The sequence below is a fragment of the Mesorhizobium sp. M7A.F.Ca.CA.002.09.1.1 genome (assembly GCF_003998555.1).
GTDB classification, from domain to species: Bacteria; Pseudomonadota; Alphaproteobacteria; order Rhizobiales; family Rhizobiaceae; genus Mesorhizobium; species Mesorhizobium ciceri.
Genome location: NZ_RZRR01000016.1, coordinates 1 through 18285, shown reverse-complemented (window position 1 = coordinate 18285; position 18285 = coordinate 1). Strand labels below are relative to the sequence as shown.

15 protein-coding genes and 1 pseudogene are annotated in these 18285 nt (G+C 57.0%); 13 read left to right on the top strand and 3 right to left on the bottom strand.

Annotation, left to right across the window (positions count from 1 at the left end; genetic code table 11):
- Nucleotides 1–1210: 1210 nt before the first annotated feature.
- The 10 genes and pseudogenes from EN994_RS01695 to EN994_RS01650 all read left to right on the top strand — a co-directional run bounded on the left by EN994_RS01695 (nt 1211) and on the right by EN994_RS01650 (nt 13763).
- Nucleotides 1211–1612, top strand: a complete 402-nt coding sequence (locus EN994_RS01695; protein ID WP_063169309.1) for a hypothetical protein — start codon at nt 1211–1213, stop codon at nt 1610–1612.
- Nucleotides 1613–1779: 167 nt separating this feature from the next.
- On the top strand, nt 1780–2706 hold the full coding sequence (locus EN994_RS01690) for a LysR family transcriptional regulator (protein ID WP_063169308.1): 927 nt from the start codon (nt 1780–1782) through the stop codon (nt 2704–2706).
- Between the two features lie 193 nt (nt 2707–2899).
- Entirely contained in the window at nt 2900–4333 is a 1434-nt protein-coding gene (locus EN994_RS01685) for an NAD-dependent succinate-semialdehyde dehydrogenase (protein WP_063170369.1), read from the top strand.
- Nucleotides 4334–4360: 27 nt separating this feature from the next.
- On the top strand, nt 4361–5884 hold the full coding sequence (locus tag EN994_RS01680) for a fumarate hydratase (RefSeq protein ID WP_063169307.1): 1524 nt from the start codon (nt 4361–4363) through the stop codon (nt 5882–5884).
- 493 nt (nt 5885–6377) lie between these two features.
- Nucleotides 6378–6875, top strand: a complete 498-nt coding sequence (locus EN994_RS01675) for an Lrp/AsnC family transcriptional regulator (protein WP_063169306.1) — start codon at nt 6378–6380, stop codon at nt 6873–6875.
- A gap of 1402 nt (nt 6876–8277) precedes the next feature.
- Nucleotides 8278–9138 (top strand): DUF4231 domain-containing protein, encoded by an 861-nt coding sequence (locus tag EN994_RS01665; RefSeq protein WP_063169305.1) that lies wholly within the window; start codon nt 8278–8280, stop codon nt 9136–9138.
- Between the two features lie 9 nt (nt 9139–9147).
- On the top strand, nt 9148–9654 hold the full coding sequence (locus EN994_RS01660; RefSeq protein ID WP_063169304.1) for a TIR domain-containing protein: 507 nt from the start codon (nt 9148–9150) through the stop codon (nt 9652–9654).
- Between the two features lie 483 nt (nt 9655–10137).
- Nucleotides 10138–10558, top strand: a pseudogene (locus EN994_RS35880) (transposase); the annotation flags it as partial.
- 190 nt (nt 10559–10748) lie between these two features.
- Nucleotides 10749–12155 (top strand): aminotransferase, encoded by a 1407-nt coding sequence (locus tag EN994_RS01655; RefSeq protein WP_063169303.1) that lies wholly within the window; start codon nt 10749–10751, stop codon nt 12153–12155.
- 870 nt (nt 12156–13025) lie between these two features.
- Complete coding sequence (locus tag EN994_RS01650; protein ID WP_082826574.1) at nt 13026–13763, top strand: LuxR family transcriptional regulator; 738 nt, start codon at nt 13026–13028, stop codon at nt 13761–13763.
- A gap of 175 nt (nt 13764–13938) precedes the next feature.
- Here EN994_RS01650 and EN994_RS01645 read toward each other — a convergent pair whose 3' ends face one another.
- A complete protein-coding gene (locus tag EN994_RS01645) occupies nt 13939–14895 on the bottom strand; it encodes an IS481 family transposase (protein ID WP_063169302.1) in 957 nt (318 codons plus the stop codon).
- Nucleotides 14896–15333: 438 nt separating this feature from the next.
- Nucleotides 15334–15615, bottom strand: coding sequence for a DUF2285 domain-containing protein (locus EN994_RS01640; RefSeq protein ID WP_063169301.1), 282 nt, complete (start codon nt 15613–15615; stop codon nt 15334–15336).
- 115 nt (nt 15616–15730) lie between these two features.
- Between EN994_RS01640 and EN994_RS01635 the strand changes: the two genes are divergently transcribed.
- Nucleotides 15731–15964 (top strand): helix-turn-helix transcriptional regulator, encoded by a 234-nt coding sequence (locus tag EN994_RS01635; protein WP_082826573.1) that lies wholly within the window; start codon nt 15731–15733, stop codon nt 15962–15964.
- A 438-nt stretch (nt 15965–16402) separates the two neighbouring features.
- Here the strand turns inward: EN994_RS01635 and EN994_RS01630 are convergent, their stop codons facing one another.
- Complete coding sequence (locus EN994_RS01630; RefSeq protein WP_063169299.1) at nt 16403–16669, bottom strand: DUF2285 domain-containing protein; 267 nt, start codon at nt 16667–16669, stop codon at nt 16403–16405.
- A 109-nt stretch (nt 16670–16778) separates the two neighbouring features.
- Here EN994_RS01630 and EN994_RS01625 point away from each other — a divergent pair, with 109 nt between their 5' ends.
- Nucleotides 16779–16997, top strand: a complete 219-nt coding sequence (locus tag EN994_RS01625; RefSeq protein ID WP_029354714.1) for a helix-turn-helix transcriptional regulator — start codon at nt 16779–16781, stop codon at nt 16995–16997.
- A 657-nt stretch (nt 16998–17654) separates the two neighbouring features.
- Nucleotides 17655–18285: EamA family transporter (locus EN994_RS01620; protein WP_127307378.1), on the top strand; the 631-nt coding region annotated here is incomplete at its 3' end.

Genomic DNA, 18285 nt, shown 5'->3' with positions numbered 1-18285 from the left:
CCCGGAACGAGCACCGGCGCGGTCGTCGCACGTCGGCGAAGAGTTTTGGCGAGGACTTCGGTTTTGCTAAAGCAACCGTTCATGGACCAGACGTAGGTGCCAGTCCGGCGCGGCCGACTACCGGCGCTGCTAGCAGCCTGGGCAAGCGAACCAAATTGTAGCCCGCCAAGTTATGCCGCGCCCGCGGTGGCACATCCTCGCAGCTTGACCTTGGCCATGCCGTCTGAGGTCTTGACTGACCGAACCCTCCTCTGACCCCTTAGGGCAGTGCTGACTGAGATCATAGCCCGGATGGCGCTTCGTGCGGTCATCGATCGCTATACGCGAGGCTTGTTGCTTTCTGCTCAAATGGGCGTTGAAGGCAACGCGCGGCGTGATCTTGCTCTTTGCAGGTCCTTGACTGGCGCGTCCTAGGCTTCGCCAGCGCCAGTCGATGCGCCGTCGCGGCGTCTGCGGTCCAACATAGCGAGAGCGGCATCACGCTCGCCTGTGCCAGGCCTGGGTATGAAACTTTCCAGTCAAGCCGGATTGGCCAGCACCTGGGTGCATAACCAACCTGTTGTCGCGGCTTCATTAGCATGAGGTGCCCGGAAACGAAGATACGTATGGACCCCGCCCCGCTTTCCAATTGAGCCTAGGGGCTGCTGATTCCTTCTTCGCCAAGGGTCGTGAACGGCGTGATCGACCAATGGATTAGGTTGATGGGACGATGAGTGTCGCCTCGGTCGAGCAATGGTGGATGAAACTGCGATGACATGTCCGATAGGATCTCTGTAATCGCCCTGCCTGACGCCCTGCCTTCAGGTTTTCGACATAAAATTTCACCTCGGTCACACCTGATCTTAATGTCGCCAGCGATCTAATCCAGTGTGCCAGGAATGAGGTACCGTACGGCCGCACTGCGAGAATGCCTTCTTCGCAAATCCCAGTCCTCGCCGTGACTGCTAGGTGCAATACTGCAAGCCAGCTGAACCAATTGAGGATCTGTCCCCTCATCGAGGCGCGGATTGACTTGGATGACGACGGGTCCAGGCTTCGTCCACGGAGTTCAATGTTCGTTGGCCCAGCTGAGGCCGTGAGCTTGCAAGCAATTCTGTGACACGTTGACGATACGATCATGCTCGTCATTAGTCAGCAGGGTTGGTTGGACAATTCACCTCTCGGAAGAGGAAATGGGGTGGCCGGCCGAAGTCCGCCAGCGGCAATAGCAATGACCTCCTTTCCCATCTTGTTAGCGCCGCTGGTTGCAATGGCGCTTGGTACTGAAGACTTCAGTGCAGCTGTTGGCGGTGCCCCAGAACTCGACCTGCTTTTGACGCCGAACCTTTCCGTTCTGTTCCCCATGCGGCAGTCTCGGCTCGATAGGAAGCATCGGCGATTCTTAGACAATGATAACTTCGTGGGGCCGCAGGCGATCCATTTAAACATCGATGGGGCTTTTCACCAAGCGCACAAGAACTCGAGGGACCCGTCGTGTCCTCGCGGCGAAAAAGATGCGACGGCGCAAGGCAAAGGCGCGTTCACATTGGACGGGAAGATGGTCGATCTACCGGTTATTCGAAGGGTCCGAGAAATCATCTCCATGGATCAGGGCGCCGAGTTGGCCGGTTGAAGCCTCGGCGGGTTGGGTCCATTCTGGACACATAGGTTACGGTTTTGGTCAAACCACACTGAGATGACACGACAGTTAGGCGTCATGTCGCTCTGCAATTATTGCTGTCGCGCCATCACATTTCGAGATAGATTACATCATTGCAGTCCGCCCTCGGAAGAGTACCCGTGGAAATCAGGCAGTTAAGATACTTTGTTGGCGTGGTCGAAGCAGGCAGTTTCACGAAGGCCGCTGGCTTTCTGAATGTCGCCCAGAGTGCGCTGAGTCTGCATGTGCGCCAATTGGAGGAAGGCTTCGGCACTCAGCTGCTGATACGCGACAGGACCGGCGTGAGCGTGACGGCGTCAGGAGCCAAACTCCTGGAGCGGGCGCGGGCGATTCTCAAAGAAATTCGAATTACCGAGGTGGAATTGACCAACACAGCCGCTTCCCCCGCCGGGGAGGTGACTATTGGCATTCCGTCTGGAGCTGCTCGCGTCCTGAGCGGTCCGCTGCTTGAGACGGTAAGACACGAACTGCCCAAGGTGTCCCTCAAGATGGTCGAGGGTATGACGGGACCGCTAGAGGAATGGATGGCGGCTGGACGCTTCAATCTGGCGGTTCTGTACCGCACTGCGGACAGTGTGGGGCGAATGACTGTGCTAGCGCGCGAAGACCTTTGTCTGGTGGTTCCGTCCGGCGAGCCACCGTTTGAAGATGCGATATCTCTGGCCGACCTGCATGCATTCCCCCTGGCGGTTCCCATGCGCAACAACAATGTCAGGCGTTCGGTGGCTGATGTCGTCGCACAACACGGTTGCGCGATGGACGTCAAGTTTGAAGTGGACTCGCTCTCAACGATCATCAACATGGTCGTAGAGGGAAAAGCGCATTCTATTCTCGCCCCGTCTGCCGTTCAGAAAGAAGCCTCTCAAGGGCTGGTCCGGACGGTCAAGATAGTCGATCCGGTAATTACCCGCTCCGTGGTGCTTGCTGTAAATCCCAAAGATGAGCGTTCTGCGGCCGTTTCTGCGGTCCGCAAGCTCATTCCGAAGGTCGCCAGAGAATTGATTGAGAGCCGGGGCTGGGTAGCATCGGCTCCTGACGCGACCTGAGAACCATCGATCTGTAAACAACGGCATGACTTCCTTCCTGTCGGAACAGATCGATCTGGATTCCAGATGGATTTAGGCACTAATCGATATTTGACCCGCTGCGACCATCGCGATGAAACTGGCTCAAGCGAGCTCAGCGGCTTCGAAAATTGAAACGGCGCTCGCATGGCCAGAATCACAAGTGGAGCCCGCGATGTCCCACGCCAGGAGCTACGAGCTCTTCATTAATGGCAAATGGCGAGCCGGTGGTAGCCGAGCCACTTTGCCGGTGATCAACCCGGCGACGGAGAAGGTATTTGCCTCAGTGGCCTCGGCTACGGTTCCAGACTTGGATGAAGCTCTTGCTTCGGCAGAACGCAGCCGCAAGGCGTGGTCCTCACGCCCCGCCAAAGAGCGTGGCGAGATCCTCGTCTCTGCCGCCAGCAATCTGGCTGAGAAAGCTGGCGCCGCAGCCAGGGACCTGTCGTCCGAACAGGGAAAGACGATTGCCGAAGCAACAGGAGAGTACGCGCGCGCAGTCGAAACGCTGGAATGGAATGGCCGGCATGCCGATGAGTTGTCGACCCCGATTCCGTTGGGTCCGAACAGGATGATCGTCCCGGAGGCCCTCGGTGTCGTCGCTGCCTTTACGCCGTGGAACTATCCAGCCGTTCTCATCGCCCGCAAGCTCGCCCCCGCGCTGGCGGCAGGCTGCCCGGTGATCCTCAAAGGGGCCGAAGAGACGCCAAGCGTGGCTGTCCATGTCGTGGAATCTTTGCGTCAAGCAGGGATACCGGAAGGCGTGGTCAACCTGGTGTTCGGTGTTCCTGTGCATATATCACGGCATCTGCTCAGTTCGCCAATTGTCAAAGTCTTGACGTTCACGGGGTCGACCGCTGTTGGGAAACAGCTGGCCACACTGGCCGCGAATAATCTGCAGCGCTGCATCCTTGAGCTCGGTGGACATTCCCCGGTTATTGTGTGCGAAGATGCCGACCTGGCAACGGCGATACCGGCTATTTCGGAATACAAATTCGAGTGCGCGGGCCAGAGTTGTAATGCGCCCAGCAGGATTCTTGTCGCCCGATCCCGCTATGAGGAATTCCTGTTCCGGATGACGGAGGCGGTCCGAAAAATCAGGATCGGTCCACCGGATGACCCTGCAACGCAGATGGGTCCCATGGCAAACGCGCGGCGAATCGAGGCCATGCAACGCCTGACCAAAGATGCGGTAGAGGGCGGCGCCCAAATCGAGACCGGTGGCATCCCCCTTGACCGACCGGGGTTTTACTGGCCGCCAACCATCCTGACTGGCGTACCGAAGGAAGCGAGAGTGCTTCATGAAGAGCCGTTCGGACCAATTCTCACCGTGGCTCCTTTCGATACGATCGAAGAGGCGATCGATGAAGCCAACGCCACGGAGTACGGTCTGGCCGCCTACTTGTTTACTGGCGCGGCCGATACGCAACAGAGGCTTGTGGGCGGTCTTTCTGCGGGCGCTGTTAGTGTGAATTACCTGAAAGGGGTTTCCGCTGATGCCCCTTATGGAGGAGTCAAACAAAGCGGCTATGGATATGAAGGCGGCGAGCAGGGGGTGCGAAGCTTCCAGATTCTGAAAATGGTCAATGGCCTCGGTTCATTTGGATAAAATCCGGTGGGAAACAGAACACGGACCATGGCCGGTAGCGACATCACAAGGAGCGTCGCCGACGCCCTTCAGTACATCTCGTACTATCATCCTCCAGATTATATCCGGTCTCTTTCTCACGCATACACGCGAGAACAGAGCCCGTCGGCGAAGAATGCCATAGGTCAGATTCTGCTGAACTCCCGCATGGCGGCCTTTGGGCGGCGCCCGATTTGTCAGGACACCGGACTTGTGGTTGTCTTCGCAAAGGTCGGCATGGATGCCCGCATTAAGTCAACAGCCAGTTTCGCGGATCTTGTGAATGAGGGCGTACGTCAAGCCTATCTCGATCCGGACAATCCCCTTCGGGCATCGATCGTTGCGGATCCCCTCGCTAGACGGGTCAACACCCGCGACAACACACCGGCAGTTGTCCATGTCGACCTGGTGCAAGGTAACCAGATTGAGATCACCATCGCCGCGAAAGGCGGCGGGTCGGAGAACAAGGCACGTTTTACCACCCTCAATCCCACCGCCTCCGTTTCCGACTGGGTGGTCAATACCGTTTCGACCCTTGGCAGCGGGTGGTGTCCACCTGGACTGATCTCTGTCGGCATCGGTGGTAGCGCTGAAAAGGCGATGCTGCTGGCCAAGGAGGCCATGAACGAGCCCATAGATATGGCGGAACTGATCGCAAGGGGGGCGTCAAGCGCAGAAGAGGGGCTGCGGATTGAGCTTTATGAGCGGATCAACGCGCTTGGTATCGGCGCCCAAGGCCTTGGTGGTCTGACGACAGTCGTTGACGTCAAGGTTGCGACCTATCCTACTCATGCAGCGTCCAAGCCTGTGGCGCTCATCCCGCAATGCGCCGCCAACCGGCACCTGAAGTTTACTTTGGACGGCTCTGGACCCATCAGCCTCCAGCCGCCCGATTTGCGCGAATGGCCCGACATCGGAGCCGACGAATTGAACCCAGCCGGCGTCCGGCGGGTCAATTTAGATACGCTTACGAAGGAAGAGACGGCATCGTGGCGCTGCGGTGAAACGCTCCTGCTTTCTGGAAAGATGCTGACGGGCCGTGACGCTGCCCACAAACGAATGGTCGAACTGATTGATGCCGGCAAGCCGCTCCCAGTCGATCTGAGGGGCCGCGTGATCTACTACGTCGGTCCCGTCCGGGCAGTGAGGAATGAAGTCGTTGGACCCGCCGGTCCAACAACCTCCAGCCGCTTGGACGATTTTACGGACAAGGTGCTCGCCGAAACCGGCCTTTTCGCGATGGTGGGCAAAGCGGAGAGGGGACCGGCGGCCATCGCGTCGATTGTAAGACACAGAACGCCATACCTTGCTGCAGTGGGTGGCGCTGCGTACCTGATTTCAAAGTCGATTAAGGCGGCGCGGATTGTCGCCTTTGAAGACCTGGGCATGGAAGCCATCTATGAATTCGATGTGCAGGACATGCCCGTCGTCATGGCTGTCGATGTTGAGGGAAACTCCATTCACAATTCCGGGCCTCTTGAGTGGCGTAAGCGTATGGCAGCCGACAGCATCGCACGCAACATCGGTGTTTGAGTCTTTCCGGTTGGGCGATTTCGGCCAGACCCGAGCGCCAAATTATCGGGCAAGCCATAAGACGAGCGGCATTTGCGGTGCCCTGCGCCTCGGCGAGCCGGCCAAGCAAGGCCTTCAATTCACCCTAATAGTTGAATGTGCGAGTGAATACTGCATTGAGTATGCCGTCCATGCGATCGAGGGTCGAATGCAGTCGCGCGTCTATCAAGTACGGCAGCGAGATTCAAGAAAATCGGTTATCTATTTATCATGGTCTCCGCCGCCGCCGACTATTCTCTCCAGCTGCACCATTGCCCCGTTGGGCGTTGGGGCGATAGCCAAATTACTTCTGCAGCTTTTCTCAGCGGATCGCTCACCCTCAGCTGATTTTCGTACCCCATTCTGGCACATCTCGGGCCTGGAACGGATGCCTTCCACTGCTACATTCGCTCGTTTCAATTGATGATAGAATTGATCGGCACACAACGCGATGTCATCGCTGAGAGCATAGGTTATGAAGTCGAAACCCGATCCCGTGCAACTCGACAGTTGGGACCTGCGGATCCTCTCCGAAATTCAGGCAGACGGTCGGATTTCAAAAAGTGAGCTTGCAAAACGAGTTCATCTTTCGGCGTCCGCCTGTTCGGAGCGGCTCCGAGCACTCAAGGCCGCGGGGATTATTGAGGGATTTTATGCGCGGCTGAGTCCTGCCCTCATCGGCGGCATGATCTTTGTGATGGTGGAGGTCGTGCTGGATCGTCATCGTCTTGAGGACCAACGACACTTCGAAACTGCTATCCAAGACATTCCGGAAATCCTGGACTGCTGGGCAATTGGGGGGCGCGTGGATTATCTGATGCGGGTCGCATCTCGTTCTATGGCCGCCTATCAGGATTTCATGGAGGGACTGCTGCAGGCAGGCTTGGGGATTGATCAATACTATAGCCTTGTCGTCACGAAACCAGTGAAGTCCAATTCACCGATACCTTTGTCCGCCCTGAGGCAACGGTAACCCAAAAGCTAAGTTTCAACGGCGTTTGGCACGGATCCCGTAGATTCGTCGGCAAAAGGCACCCATTCCGACGAAACTCAAGGGACATTTGCGGTATACTAATTGCTGGAAAAAGGTGGCCGAGCGCTATCCGCCAGTTGATCGCGAGCAAGGACGATGCGCTTGAGCAATCTGGAACCGATCTATTCCAGGAGAGGATCGAAGCAGCCATCGGACGCACTTGCCCAGCACGGTTACGGCGAGAAGCCAAACCGGATCGTGCCTGGTTGAGGAGGCGTCCATATCTAAGATGCGAAGTGCCGAAAAATGCCTCTACCGCTACTTCAAGGGGGGAACTTTCGCCCTGGATTGGCGATCAGTGGCGATTGAGCTTAGTCGCGGTCAGCGCATCCGTGTAGGGGGCGAAATCTACAGCGAGGGTTTGGCAAGCCGACGGGTAGCGGGAGTGCAAGCTGGCCCGCTCGGCCTTGGCGACCAACCCGGCCCTCGACGCCTGCGGACATTCGGAGATCGCGTTTTTACGTCCTAAGTTCGTTGCTGTTCGAGATTAGGAGATCGTCTGTCCTGTTTGACATTGCTGGTCTCCGCAGCCTTCTAAGCGAGGAGCATGGCTGTGCCGGGATCGCGTAGGTGGGTGACAAGGCCGGTCACTCCTGCCACCCGACGTGGTCTTTGAGAAGGTGGAGGTTGCGCTACCGGCTGGAGAGCATGGTGCCAGTTTTCACAAGACAAGGGTCGCTTAATCGAATGGGCGTCAAGTTCATAGATTGCGAACAGATCATGGGGGGATTTGAATAGTGCTACTGACCGAGGCAGAGCTGAAAAGAGTTGCGAATGCCAGTCGAGGACATAGAGCCGCATCGATCGTTCTAAAGGAAGAGACGGCCGCAGCTACAGCCAGATCGTCATTCGACGTTTTTCTGTCACATTCTTTCAAGGACGCAGAGATCGTTCTCGGTGTGAAGCGAATTTTCGAGGAGCTTGGGTTCACTGCTTACGTAGATTGGGTCGAAGATTCACAACTGGACCGCACAAAAGTCTCCTCGGCCACCGCCGAGTTGCTGCGGACCCGTATGAGGCAGTCAAAGACGCTAATCTATGTGCATTCAAACAATTCTCCAGGATCCAGATGGATGCCTTGGGAGCTTGGCTTTTTCGATGGGTTTCGGACCGCGGTAGCGGTTCTGCCCGTGGCAAAAAATTCTTCGGAAACATTCTCCGGGCAAGAATTTTTGGGCCTATACCCTTACATTGATGGGACAGGACCTGCATTCCTGTTTATGAACAGAGGGACCGCGCCTCGCTCAAGAATAGGCTCTGTAAGCTCGACTGCTAACCTCACGTTTGCCAAATCCTGGCTTAAAGAATTTACCGCCACAAAATAGACTGGTGTGCTTCAAAAATGAAATATCCTGGACTCTATAATAGCGCCGACGTGGCATCCAACGAGCAGCAGGCGACGTTTCTGCGCCTGATCCGGGCAGAGTACGTTCTTCTTTTTTTAGCGTCGGTGCTCTCTTTGGACTTGTCGCCATCAAAAGCCTATTTCGGTGTCTATGCTGCGGTATTTCTTTGCTCAATGGGAGTCCTCATTTTCCGGTCGGTCACAAAGCCCGAGCAGGTCTGGTATCAGGCTCGAGCTCTGGCAGAGTCGGTGAAGACATTGACTTGGCGCTTCGCGATGCGAGCACAGCCGTTCGATGACGCGCGCGCCGCTGACGCCAGAGCTGATTTTCGAAAGCTCATGGAAGGTATCCTTGATAGCAATCGTCACCTTGGTAGCGCGTTGAGCGGCACCGATTCAGCATCCCCCCAAACAACCGACCAGATGATGTCGATAAGGGACTCCCCGCTAAAAGAAAGAAAAGACCTATATCTGCAGAGACGAATCTGCGACCAACGGAAGTGGTACGAGAAGAAGGCGCGCTCGAACAAGAGGTCCGCGAAAGTCTGGATGGGCCTTGGTATTTTTGCATACGCTCTGGGATTCTCGTTCATCGTAGTACGCATCGCTGACCCCGCGATGCCAGGCTGGCCGACCGAGCCGCTAATTGTCATCGCCGCCTCCCTTATTGGGTGGACCCAGATCAAGAAATTTAACGAATTGGCATCGGCTTACACGTTGACAGCTCACGAGATCGGCTTGACTGCCGACCTTATTACGGACGCCAACTCGGATGAGGCATTCTCCGCCGCGGTGAACGAAGCCGAACTGGCTTTCTCACGGGAGCACACCCAGTGGGTTGCTCGTCAAAACAACTAAGAGACAACAATGGCATACAGCGATCCGACCTATGTAATATTTGACGGCGATGAAGACGCTTGGGCATACCGCTTTATGAAAGGGTGGAACGCCAGCGAGAATGTGAGTTTTGAATTCGCGAACGCTCACGATCTGGACAATATGACGAGCCGAGCACAGGACGAAGATTATGTTAAACGCAATCTTCGCAACAGAATGAATGGATCGAGCCAGGTACTTGTCCTGATCGGTGAGAAGACGAAAAACCTTTTTCGCTTCGTGCGCTGGGAAATGGAATTGGCTCTTGATCTAGGTCTGCCGATAATCGCAGCAAACCTTAACGGCTCGCGGCAACAAGATGTGAGCTGTCCGCCTATCATCAGGGACAAATGTGTTGTGCACGTGCCGTTCAAGATGAAGGCCATCAAGCACGCGCTAGCCAATTGGCCGAGCGAATTTCATCGGCTTTCAAACGCTCAGCGTGGCGATGGCGCCAGGAGCTATGGCGAAAGCACCTATCGCGATCTCGGCTTATAATCGCCACCTAAAAGCACTTAGCCGCCCAAACATCCTCGCCATCCGCTGGCGGCGACTAGCCTTAGCAACGTCCGCCAGCGTGTTCCGAGCTTGCCGAGCGATGATAAGAAGAGCACGACGTCCGATTTGCTGAGTTTGGCTGAAAGCTGCAGGTCATGTGCAACCTATTAGAGGAGCCCCGCTCGAAGCGTCGGATCGTCAGACAAGATCATGTCGCGCGAGGGCGCTGGTTTCGCGAGGAAAAGGAGCGGCTGTTCGATGTTTGAGGCTTGATCCAGCGTTTCGAGACTGCACGAGCGGCCAGCATTGATGGAGGCAGCTTTTCAGGCCGCGCAATTCTGTCGGCTCGCCCCCTCCTGCGAGCCGCAGCTCGGCTCGCCCTGCGCAGCAACCACGAATTTGCGATCGCAAGAAAGGCAACACGCTGACGATAGAACTTGGCGGCGCTGGTCGGCTGCGAATCAAGATGTCAATGGCAAGGAGCTCTCGCCGCGCGTCTTTGCCGGGCCGAACCTTCTGGCTATGCTCCTTCGAGAAGTCTGCCGAGCACCAGCCGCCGCACCGCCAAAGCTATCAATATGCGCGAGGGCACGACCTCAGCCTCTCAGCGCTGGCCAACCAGGTTGGAGCCTGTGCCGCGGCACGGAACCCGCTGCCTGCTGATCGAGGCGAATGTGCTTTGCCCCTGATCACCTCATTACCACCCTTGGGAAGGGCAAGACCGATCCGGACCGTCAGAATGTAAGGGATGACCGGCAGTTCGGCGGAACATGGCCGCCGGCGCTCTATCGTGCCTCGCGCGGCCGGCGGGAACAGCGTCCCGAGCGCTATTCATCCGTCAATATCGCCCGCTAATCGGGCACTATGCTGGGCGCATGCGCGTCGTAAGCTGTTCGTGTTTGCAGGACGCGCCCCCGACCCTCGGCTAAGGCGAAGGTGACGCCTTAGTTTTCACGGCAATTCGGGCCGATCCCGCGAATTTCACGGCGAATAACCTGCATTCCCGAGAAACTCAAGGGACGTTTCCGGTATGCTATTTGCTAAACAGGTGGCTGGCCGAGTGCCCTCCGCCAATTTATCGCGAGGAGAGGGACATGCGCTTGAGCAATCTGGGAACCGAGCAACTCCGGGAGAAGGATAGAAGCTTCGTCTTCCATCCTTCTACGCATCTGGCCAAGCACAGCCGAGGCGAAACGCCAAATAGGATTATGGCCGGTGCGGAAGGCGTCTATATCTGGGACACCGAAGGCCGAAGGAGCCTCGACGGTTTCGGAGGACTCTACTGCGTCAACATGGGATATGGATGCACGGAGATCGCCGAGGCCATTGCCAGGCAAGCACACGAATTGCCGTTCGCGCACGTCTATGCCAGCCAAGGTACGGAGCCGGTCGCCCTGTTGGCAGAGGCCGTGGTCGAGTATTTCGGTCAGAACATGCGAAGGGTCTATTTCGGCCTCTCCGGTTCCGATGCCAACGAAACCAACATCAAGCTGGTCTGGTACTATAATAACATTCTTGGCCGGCCCGAAAAGAAAAAGATCATCTCGCGAAATCGCGGCTATCACGGGTCTGGATTGGTCACGGGTAGCCTAACTGGCCTTCCCTTCTTTCACAATTTCTTCGACCTGCCTCTGGATTTGGTGCGCCATACAACCACGCCGCACTATTACCGCCAGGCGCGTGTCGAGGAGAGCGAGGAAGCGTTCTCCCGGCGCTGTGCCGATGAGCTTGAAGCCTTGATCCTGGCCGAAGGACCGGAAACGGTTGCAGCTTTTATCGGAGAGCCGGTACTTGGGACAGGAGGTATTGTGCCGCCCCCCAAAGGGTACTGGACGTCCATTCAAGCGGTGCTCGACAAATACGATATCCTTCTAATCGCGGATGAAGTGGTCTGTGGCTTCGCGCGAACCGGCGAGAAGTTCGGTTCCCACCTGTATAACATGCGTCCGGATTTCGTGACCATCGCAAAGGGTTTGAGTTCCGCCTACCTCCCCATCTCCGGGTCAATCATTGGCGACCGTGTCTGGTCGGTTTTGGAACAAGGAACTGAGAAGCACGGCGCACTCGGCCACGGCTGGACATATTCGGGGCACACGCTTTGTGCCGCAGCCGCGCTCGCCAATATTCGACTGCTTAAAGAAAAAAATATTCTGGAGCATGTCCGCGATGTTGGACCGTATTGGCAAGACCGGATGAAGGCCGAGCTGGCGGGACATCCCATCGTTGGTGAAGTTCGCGGAGTGGGTATCCTGTCGGCCGTAGAGATGATGCGGGACCCAAAACAAAGGATACCATTCGAACCCGACCTTCAGGTCGGGGTGCGCACTGCAGCTGCTCTGTTTGAGAATGGTGTCATCGGACGGGCCATGCCGCATGGCGACATCCTCGGTTATGCCCCCCCCCTGATCATTACCCGAAAAGAGATCGACATCATTGTCGACGCGACGGTAAAGTCGGTCGATACCACCTATCGCGCGCTGAAGGCCGAGGGTGCCGTATGATTTTGCGATCGCGAAGGAGCGAGTCCGGAGGCAGGCATGTCCCTGCGCGCTACTGCGCCGAGCAGACCCAAAACTGTTGAATTCCAGATATCTGATCTTGAGCATGCTCCGGGCTATTTCAGTCACGATTTGTAACCGAATCAGTTCTGCCGCCGCTGTCCTGTTGCCCAACGACCAGGACCTCTGTGCGGCGCGCCCTGCGGGTGTACCTCCCCGCCGGCAGGGCGCCCTTTTTGACCCACGTAATCAGTATCATTATGGCCCGTGCGGGATCGAGGGTCTGGTAAAGGTCATCTGCACGTTCCGATGCAGATTGAGCTTAGACGTGCCCTTTACATCATTGCAGCGGGCCATAATCATTGCGGTGAATTTTATCACGTCAGGTATATAGAAGGACGATACTCACACGCCACCCCGTTCACAAGGAAAGGCATTTTAATATTGTTGAGACGATTTGCCTATCAAAGAAAAGAAAGCATCGCAACACTTCTTTGCGGATCACGGCGCCCCGGGTGGGGGATGAGCGGCTATCCGAATTGTTATGCTAATGCCGACCCAAATTCCTGCAAAAGCTGGGGTCAATGATGGCTTTTGGTCAGCGCAGGATGATTTCTCCTGATTTGGTCGGTGCAGGGGCGGTCATGATTTAATGCATGGAGATTCTCTGATTGAGCTGTTGAGATCATGAGGCGTCTGCCAGACGCCCATCGGGTGAGCCCAGCATGATTGGGATGACCGACGAAGATCGAAAGTGTGGCAGCATTCTGGAGCCCGGTCAGCCCAGCGACGCCCGCGAATTCAATCACGTTTGTCGGGACATACACGACGCAGCCGGAAGGCGTGCAGAAAGAGGAAGAATCGAGCGCGACGATGACGAGGCACATGCCACTTGTTTTCGAGACATTCCTTGAAAGACTGTCACAGAGTATCGATGAGGCAGATTTCCGGGATGCCATGGCTGAGGCGGCCGGACGACTTGACCTAATCTTCTTTGCCTACCTCTCCTTGCCAGCACGGCCTTCCGGCAAACCGAGGTTAATTTCAAACTATCCACCCCGCTGGACCAGACAGTATCTGGAAAATCAGTATGAGAAACTCGATCCTGTGGTCTTGCGTGCTCGAAATGGCGGCTGCCCGTTTCACTGGGGATCGAATTTGGGAGGCGATAAAATGTCGCCGGCTCAACAGCAGCTATTCGATGAGGCGGCTCAATTCAGCATCTGCTGCGGTTTGACGATCCCAATTGTCGATCTCCGCGGCCGCATCGCTGCGGTTACTTTTGCCGCCGATGAGCCTCGTCCAGTATTTCTTCGGGTCGCTGAGCGGTACGAACAAGCTCTTCAACTGATGGCGGCCTGCTTTCATCGTTGCGTTCGCCGCAAATTGCCGAGCGATCGAACAGTGGATGGGGTTTCGCTGACATCCCGCGAATATGAGTGCCTGAGGTGGGCAGCGCGGGGTAATTCAGCCTGGGTGACCGGCCGCATCTTGGGTATCAAGCCACGCACGATCGCTTTTCATTTGGACAATGCCAAGAAGAAGCTAGGCGTGCGAACCCAAAATCAGGCTATAGCCCTTTTGGGGTCCGAAGGGTCCTCAATTGTCTGAGAAGCTTTTTGATCCCCTTGTGCTCGGGCCATTCGATCGCGCGCTTTGTATCGAGCGTTGACTGGATGCCGAGATCTTCTGTTCCGCCGGCTCGGGCGATGCAGCCGTATTCTTCCAGTCCGCGCCGGTGATCATAGTCTATGGGTGCTCGAGCGGGTGTGTCGTCGCTGACGAGCTAGTTGTGGAGCCTCAACAGGTTGTCCTCGGTTAGAGCGAGGCGACTGATAGGTGTTTTGGACTTTAGGCTCCCGTGGGGACGGTGCCAATTGTATCTGTGCAGCCAGACCGGCAACTCTGCGGCGCGGTGATCTGAAGTCGGATAAGCGATGGCATAAGCCCATTCGCGCAGTGCTGTCTGGATGAAGCGCTCGGCCTTGCCATTGGTCTTGGGTGTATAGGGTCTTGTCCTGACGTGCTTGAGGCCGAGATCGCGGCAGGCCTTGGCGAAGGCCTTTGATCTGTAGCAGGAGCCGTTGTCGGTCATGACGCGGGCTATCGTGACGCCGAGGCTGGCGTAGTAGGCCACCGCCGCCTTGAGGAAGGCGATGGCGCTTTCTTTTTTCTCGTCGGGCAGGATCTGCGAGAAGGCGATGCGGGAGGCGTCGTCGATGCAGACATGGACGAACTCCCAACTGCTGCCGCGCGAGCTGGCATTGCCGGTGCGCTTGCCGGTAATGCGATGACCGATGCGCTCGAAACGACCGAGCTTCTTGATATCGATATGGATCATCTCGCCAGGATGCTCGCGCTCGTAGCGTCGGATCGGCTCGGCCGGTTCGATATCCCGCAACCGCGACAGTCCGGCACGCTTGAGAACCCGGCTAACGGTGGCGGGCGAGACGCCGACCTCATGGGCGATGTGCTTGCCGGTCCAACGTTGCCGCCGCAGCGCCATGATGCGCTCGGCGATCAACGCAGCGGTGGCCTGCGGCATATTGGCGGGCCGCGAGGAACGGTCGATCATGCCGGCCCGCCCTTCGGACTTGTAGCGCTCGACCCAGCGCGCCACGATCTTGGCCGACACGCCGTAGACACGCGCCGCATGGGCTTTGGAGAAAGCGCCTTCTATCACCGACAGCGCCATCTCCTCTCGACGCAGCGGTGTGAGACGGGCATTCTTATGGATGTTCATTCGGACCCTCCGGTGAGTGCTGAAGCTTGGTAACTCCAGTCTCCCCGGTCCGGTCCGAATGGACAACCTCCCGAAAGCTCACAGCTAGTCGTGCGGTTATATAGTTTCCGAGGATGGCCCGCTTGCATACCTGCCTGCCGGTAATCTCTAACCCTTGACTTAGGGCGATGGCTATCGGTTATGCGGCTTGAAAGCGAAGAGGTGGACCCTTCGTCGAGCGCCGGTACGATATGGAGTGCTGCTCCGGGCTAATACCCATCCAGACAGAGCGGAACCTTCTATCACGTCAGACGCTCGGACAGTTGCCAAACCCCGATTTCCTGGGAACTGAATTGTGCTCGCCACCGGGTCCATTTTGCCGGCGCGTCTGTGGTGCAGGCCCCGATCAGCCTGACCAATGGCACAGGAACGCTTCTATGACCGAGCACTGCGAATTTGTCAGCTGGCGAACAATTCCTTGTAGCCGCTCGTCACCATCCAGTTCGCACGGTCGAGATGACTACGAAGCGCCTTCCTGGCGCGCTCCGGTTCAAGTGCCGGATCAATGCCGAGGATCAGTTGGGCCATTTCCTCTTCGGGCGCCTCATCGGCTGAGGCGTCCAGGAGCCTCATATAGATGGTAAAGTGCGCCCTGTCGTAGGCGGTAAGACGGTCAGACCAAGGGACTTCGTCGAGCAGTGTTGAGCTTTGAGTCCTATCTGTTCCCGTTGATTGATTCATGTCTGCCGCGAACCTCGCATGTTGATCGCTGGATCCAAGGCAGAATATCCCAAAATGGGATAATCCGAAACGGGGATTAGTCGCTGAGCCGGTCTCTACCTGCCGGTTCACCTAAATGCCCAAATCTCTTCGATCTCCCCGCCACCAGCGGTTTCTGGCCCAGTTGATCTCACTGCGCAATGTCAAAGGGCTGACGCAGGCGCAGGTGGCTGAGAAGCTTGGTCGTCCGCAATCTTTCGTGGCGAAATATGAGGGTGGCGAACGGCGTCTCGATGTCATTGAGTTTCTCGACGTAACTGCGGCCCTCGATGCTGATCCGTGTGAGATTCTGTTGAGCCTGCGCACGTAGTGGGCGCCCGCGCCCATCACCGCGCGTGCCGTGTGCCGGTGGGTCGAGCCCCGATTTTCTTGGCTCTGGCGTCTCGACCATTCCGCTGCGCCTCCTAGCGCGTCGTTAGACTCTCGCAATTCGCTCTGTTTTGTGCCTTTCTCAGCAGGTGGCGCCGCATCCTTCTAGGCCCGCCGCGGCGTCCCGCAACCCTTAGCCAGCTGTGAGCTTTCAGTAGGTTGTCCATCCGGCCCTTCGGATGCGGTGCGGCTCAGACGGCGGACCCGTTCCTGTCATGATTCGCCGCCGCACCCATTCCTGGGAAGCAGCCATTGGCGAGCGGAGGACAAAATGATGAGACAGCGAAGCGCTGGGCCATCCGCGCTGTGGTGATACGTCGATGCATGGCGGTTGCGCGACTTCGTTGCTTGAAGCGAAGCGACCGCACCGCCCATTTCGTCAACTGGCGAACAAATCCTTGTAGCCGCTCGTCACCACCCAGTTTGCACGGTCGAGATGACTGCGAAGAACGTTGCGTGCGCGCTCAGGTTCGCGTGCCGGATCAATGCCGAGGATCACTTTGGCCATTTCCTCTTCAGTGGCGTTGTCGGCCGAGGCGTCCAGGAGCCTCATATAGGTTGTAAAGTGGTCCTTGTCGTAGGCTGTAATGCGGTCCGACCAGGGGACCTCGTCGGCGAACGGCGTGTTCGATCTGGGCTGCAACATCGCTAATTCTATCTCCGGCCAATGGACCCGCGAAGCCCTGTGCCTGCTAAATGTGGATTACATATTATAGTTGATAAACTCAAGCCGCCTGATCCGCTGGCTTGCGTGCATGGATATGCGCAAGTTGGTCGGACGGAATGTGCAGAGGATCAGGCAAAGGAAGCGCCTGACGCAGGAGCAGCTTGCGGAGATTTCCGGGTTCAGTCAGCAGTACATCAGCGGCTTGGAGAAAGGCCGAAGAAATCCGACAATTATCACGATCTATGAACTGGCATTGGCCCTCGGCGTCAGCCACATGGATCTGGTTCGGCCCGACAAACAGGCATGATACACCCGCCCTCCAAGTAGCTGGCCGCCTGATGGCGCGCGCCGGGTGCTCGTGAACCCAGGCTTTTCTTAGGGTCCCCCGGCAGCCCCTGCCATTTGGCTCGCCCTGGCCCGGCGCACCCTATTGGACAGTCGGCCGCTGCGGTTTTTGTCAGCCTTTCCTGGGGCGGTCGGCATTGCCTTTTAGGCCCGCCGCGGCCTCCCGCAACCTTCGCTCTCGCTTCAGGTCCTTCTCTTGGTTACGATCCTTCGGATGCGGTTCGCCTCTTTCAGCGGGCCTAATCGCTTTCTGCCGCCCACCCCACGGGGACAGCCACGCGAGACTAGTATGGAGCGTTGCGGTTAGCGCACGAACAGCAAAGGAACTGAAAAAACAGGCAACTGTCGAAGCATGGCTGAACCAGCCATCGTGTCGGCATCTTGGAGCCGCGTGTTCGCCTTGAGGCCCTGCCGGTAGGATCCCTGCAGTTGAAGTCATTGTCGGCATTCTGACAACAATGGACATGAACCGCCGAACTATCAAGGCGACCAGGTTGTTGTCTAGCAATGGTTTTCCGAATCGGCACGGCACTTGCGTTACCAAAAACAAGTACGCCGCGGCACGGATCGCCCAAGAGGCTGAACGACCTGATCTGTTTGACCCTCGCAGCAGGGGTGGATGGCTAACACAAAGGAAACTTTGAAGGTGGACGTTTTCGAAAGTTCTCCAATACCTGTCAGGAAAACACGGACGCCATCTTTCTCGGTGGATCTAGCCTTGCTGGGAGTCGCATTCGTTTGGGGGGCGAGCTATCCGGTCGGGAAAGGCGCACTGTTCTACGCGCCGGTTTCGATACTTGTTCTTTATCGCTTCCTGATTACTACGATCATTACGGCAGTGGCTGCAAGACATGAGATCGCATTGGTCTCCTGGGGCGATTTCATCCGCGGCTTCGCATTGGGAACAATACTTTTTTGCATCTTTATTGCTGAAACTTACGGCGTTGCATCGACAAGCGCAATGAACACGGCCTTGATCATATCGCTTTGTGTGATTTTCACGCCGAGCATCGACTATGGGCTATCACGGCGACTTCCACCTACGGGCATTTTGGCAAGTGCTGCCATAGCGTGCATCGGTGTCGGCATTCTCACTGGCGGGATCAGCAGGGTCAGCCCGGGTGACGCGCTTGTCTTGGGGGCCGCGATTCTGCGAGCGGTTATGGTCGTTTCCACCAAACGCCTTCTGGCCGGCCGGCAGATTTCATCTGCAGCCCTGACGGCCATCCAAGGATCGACGGTGGCAACAC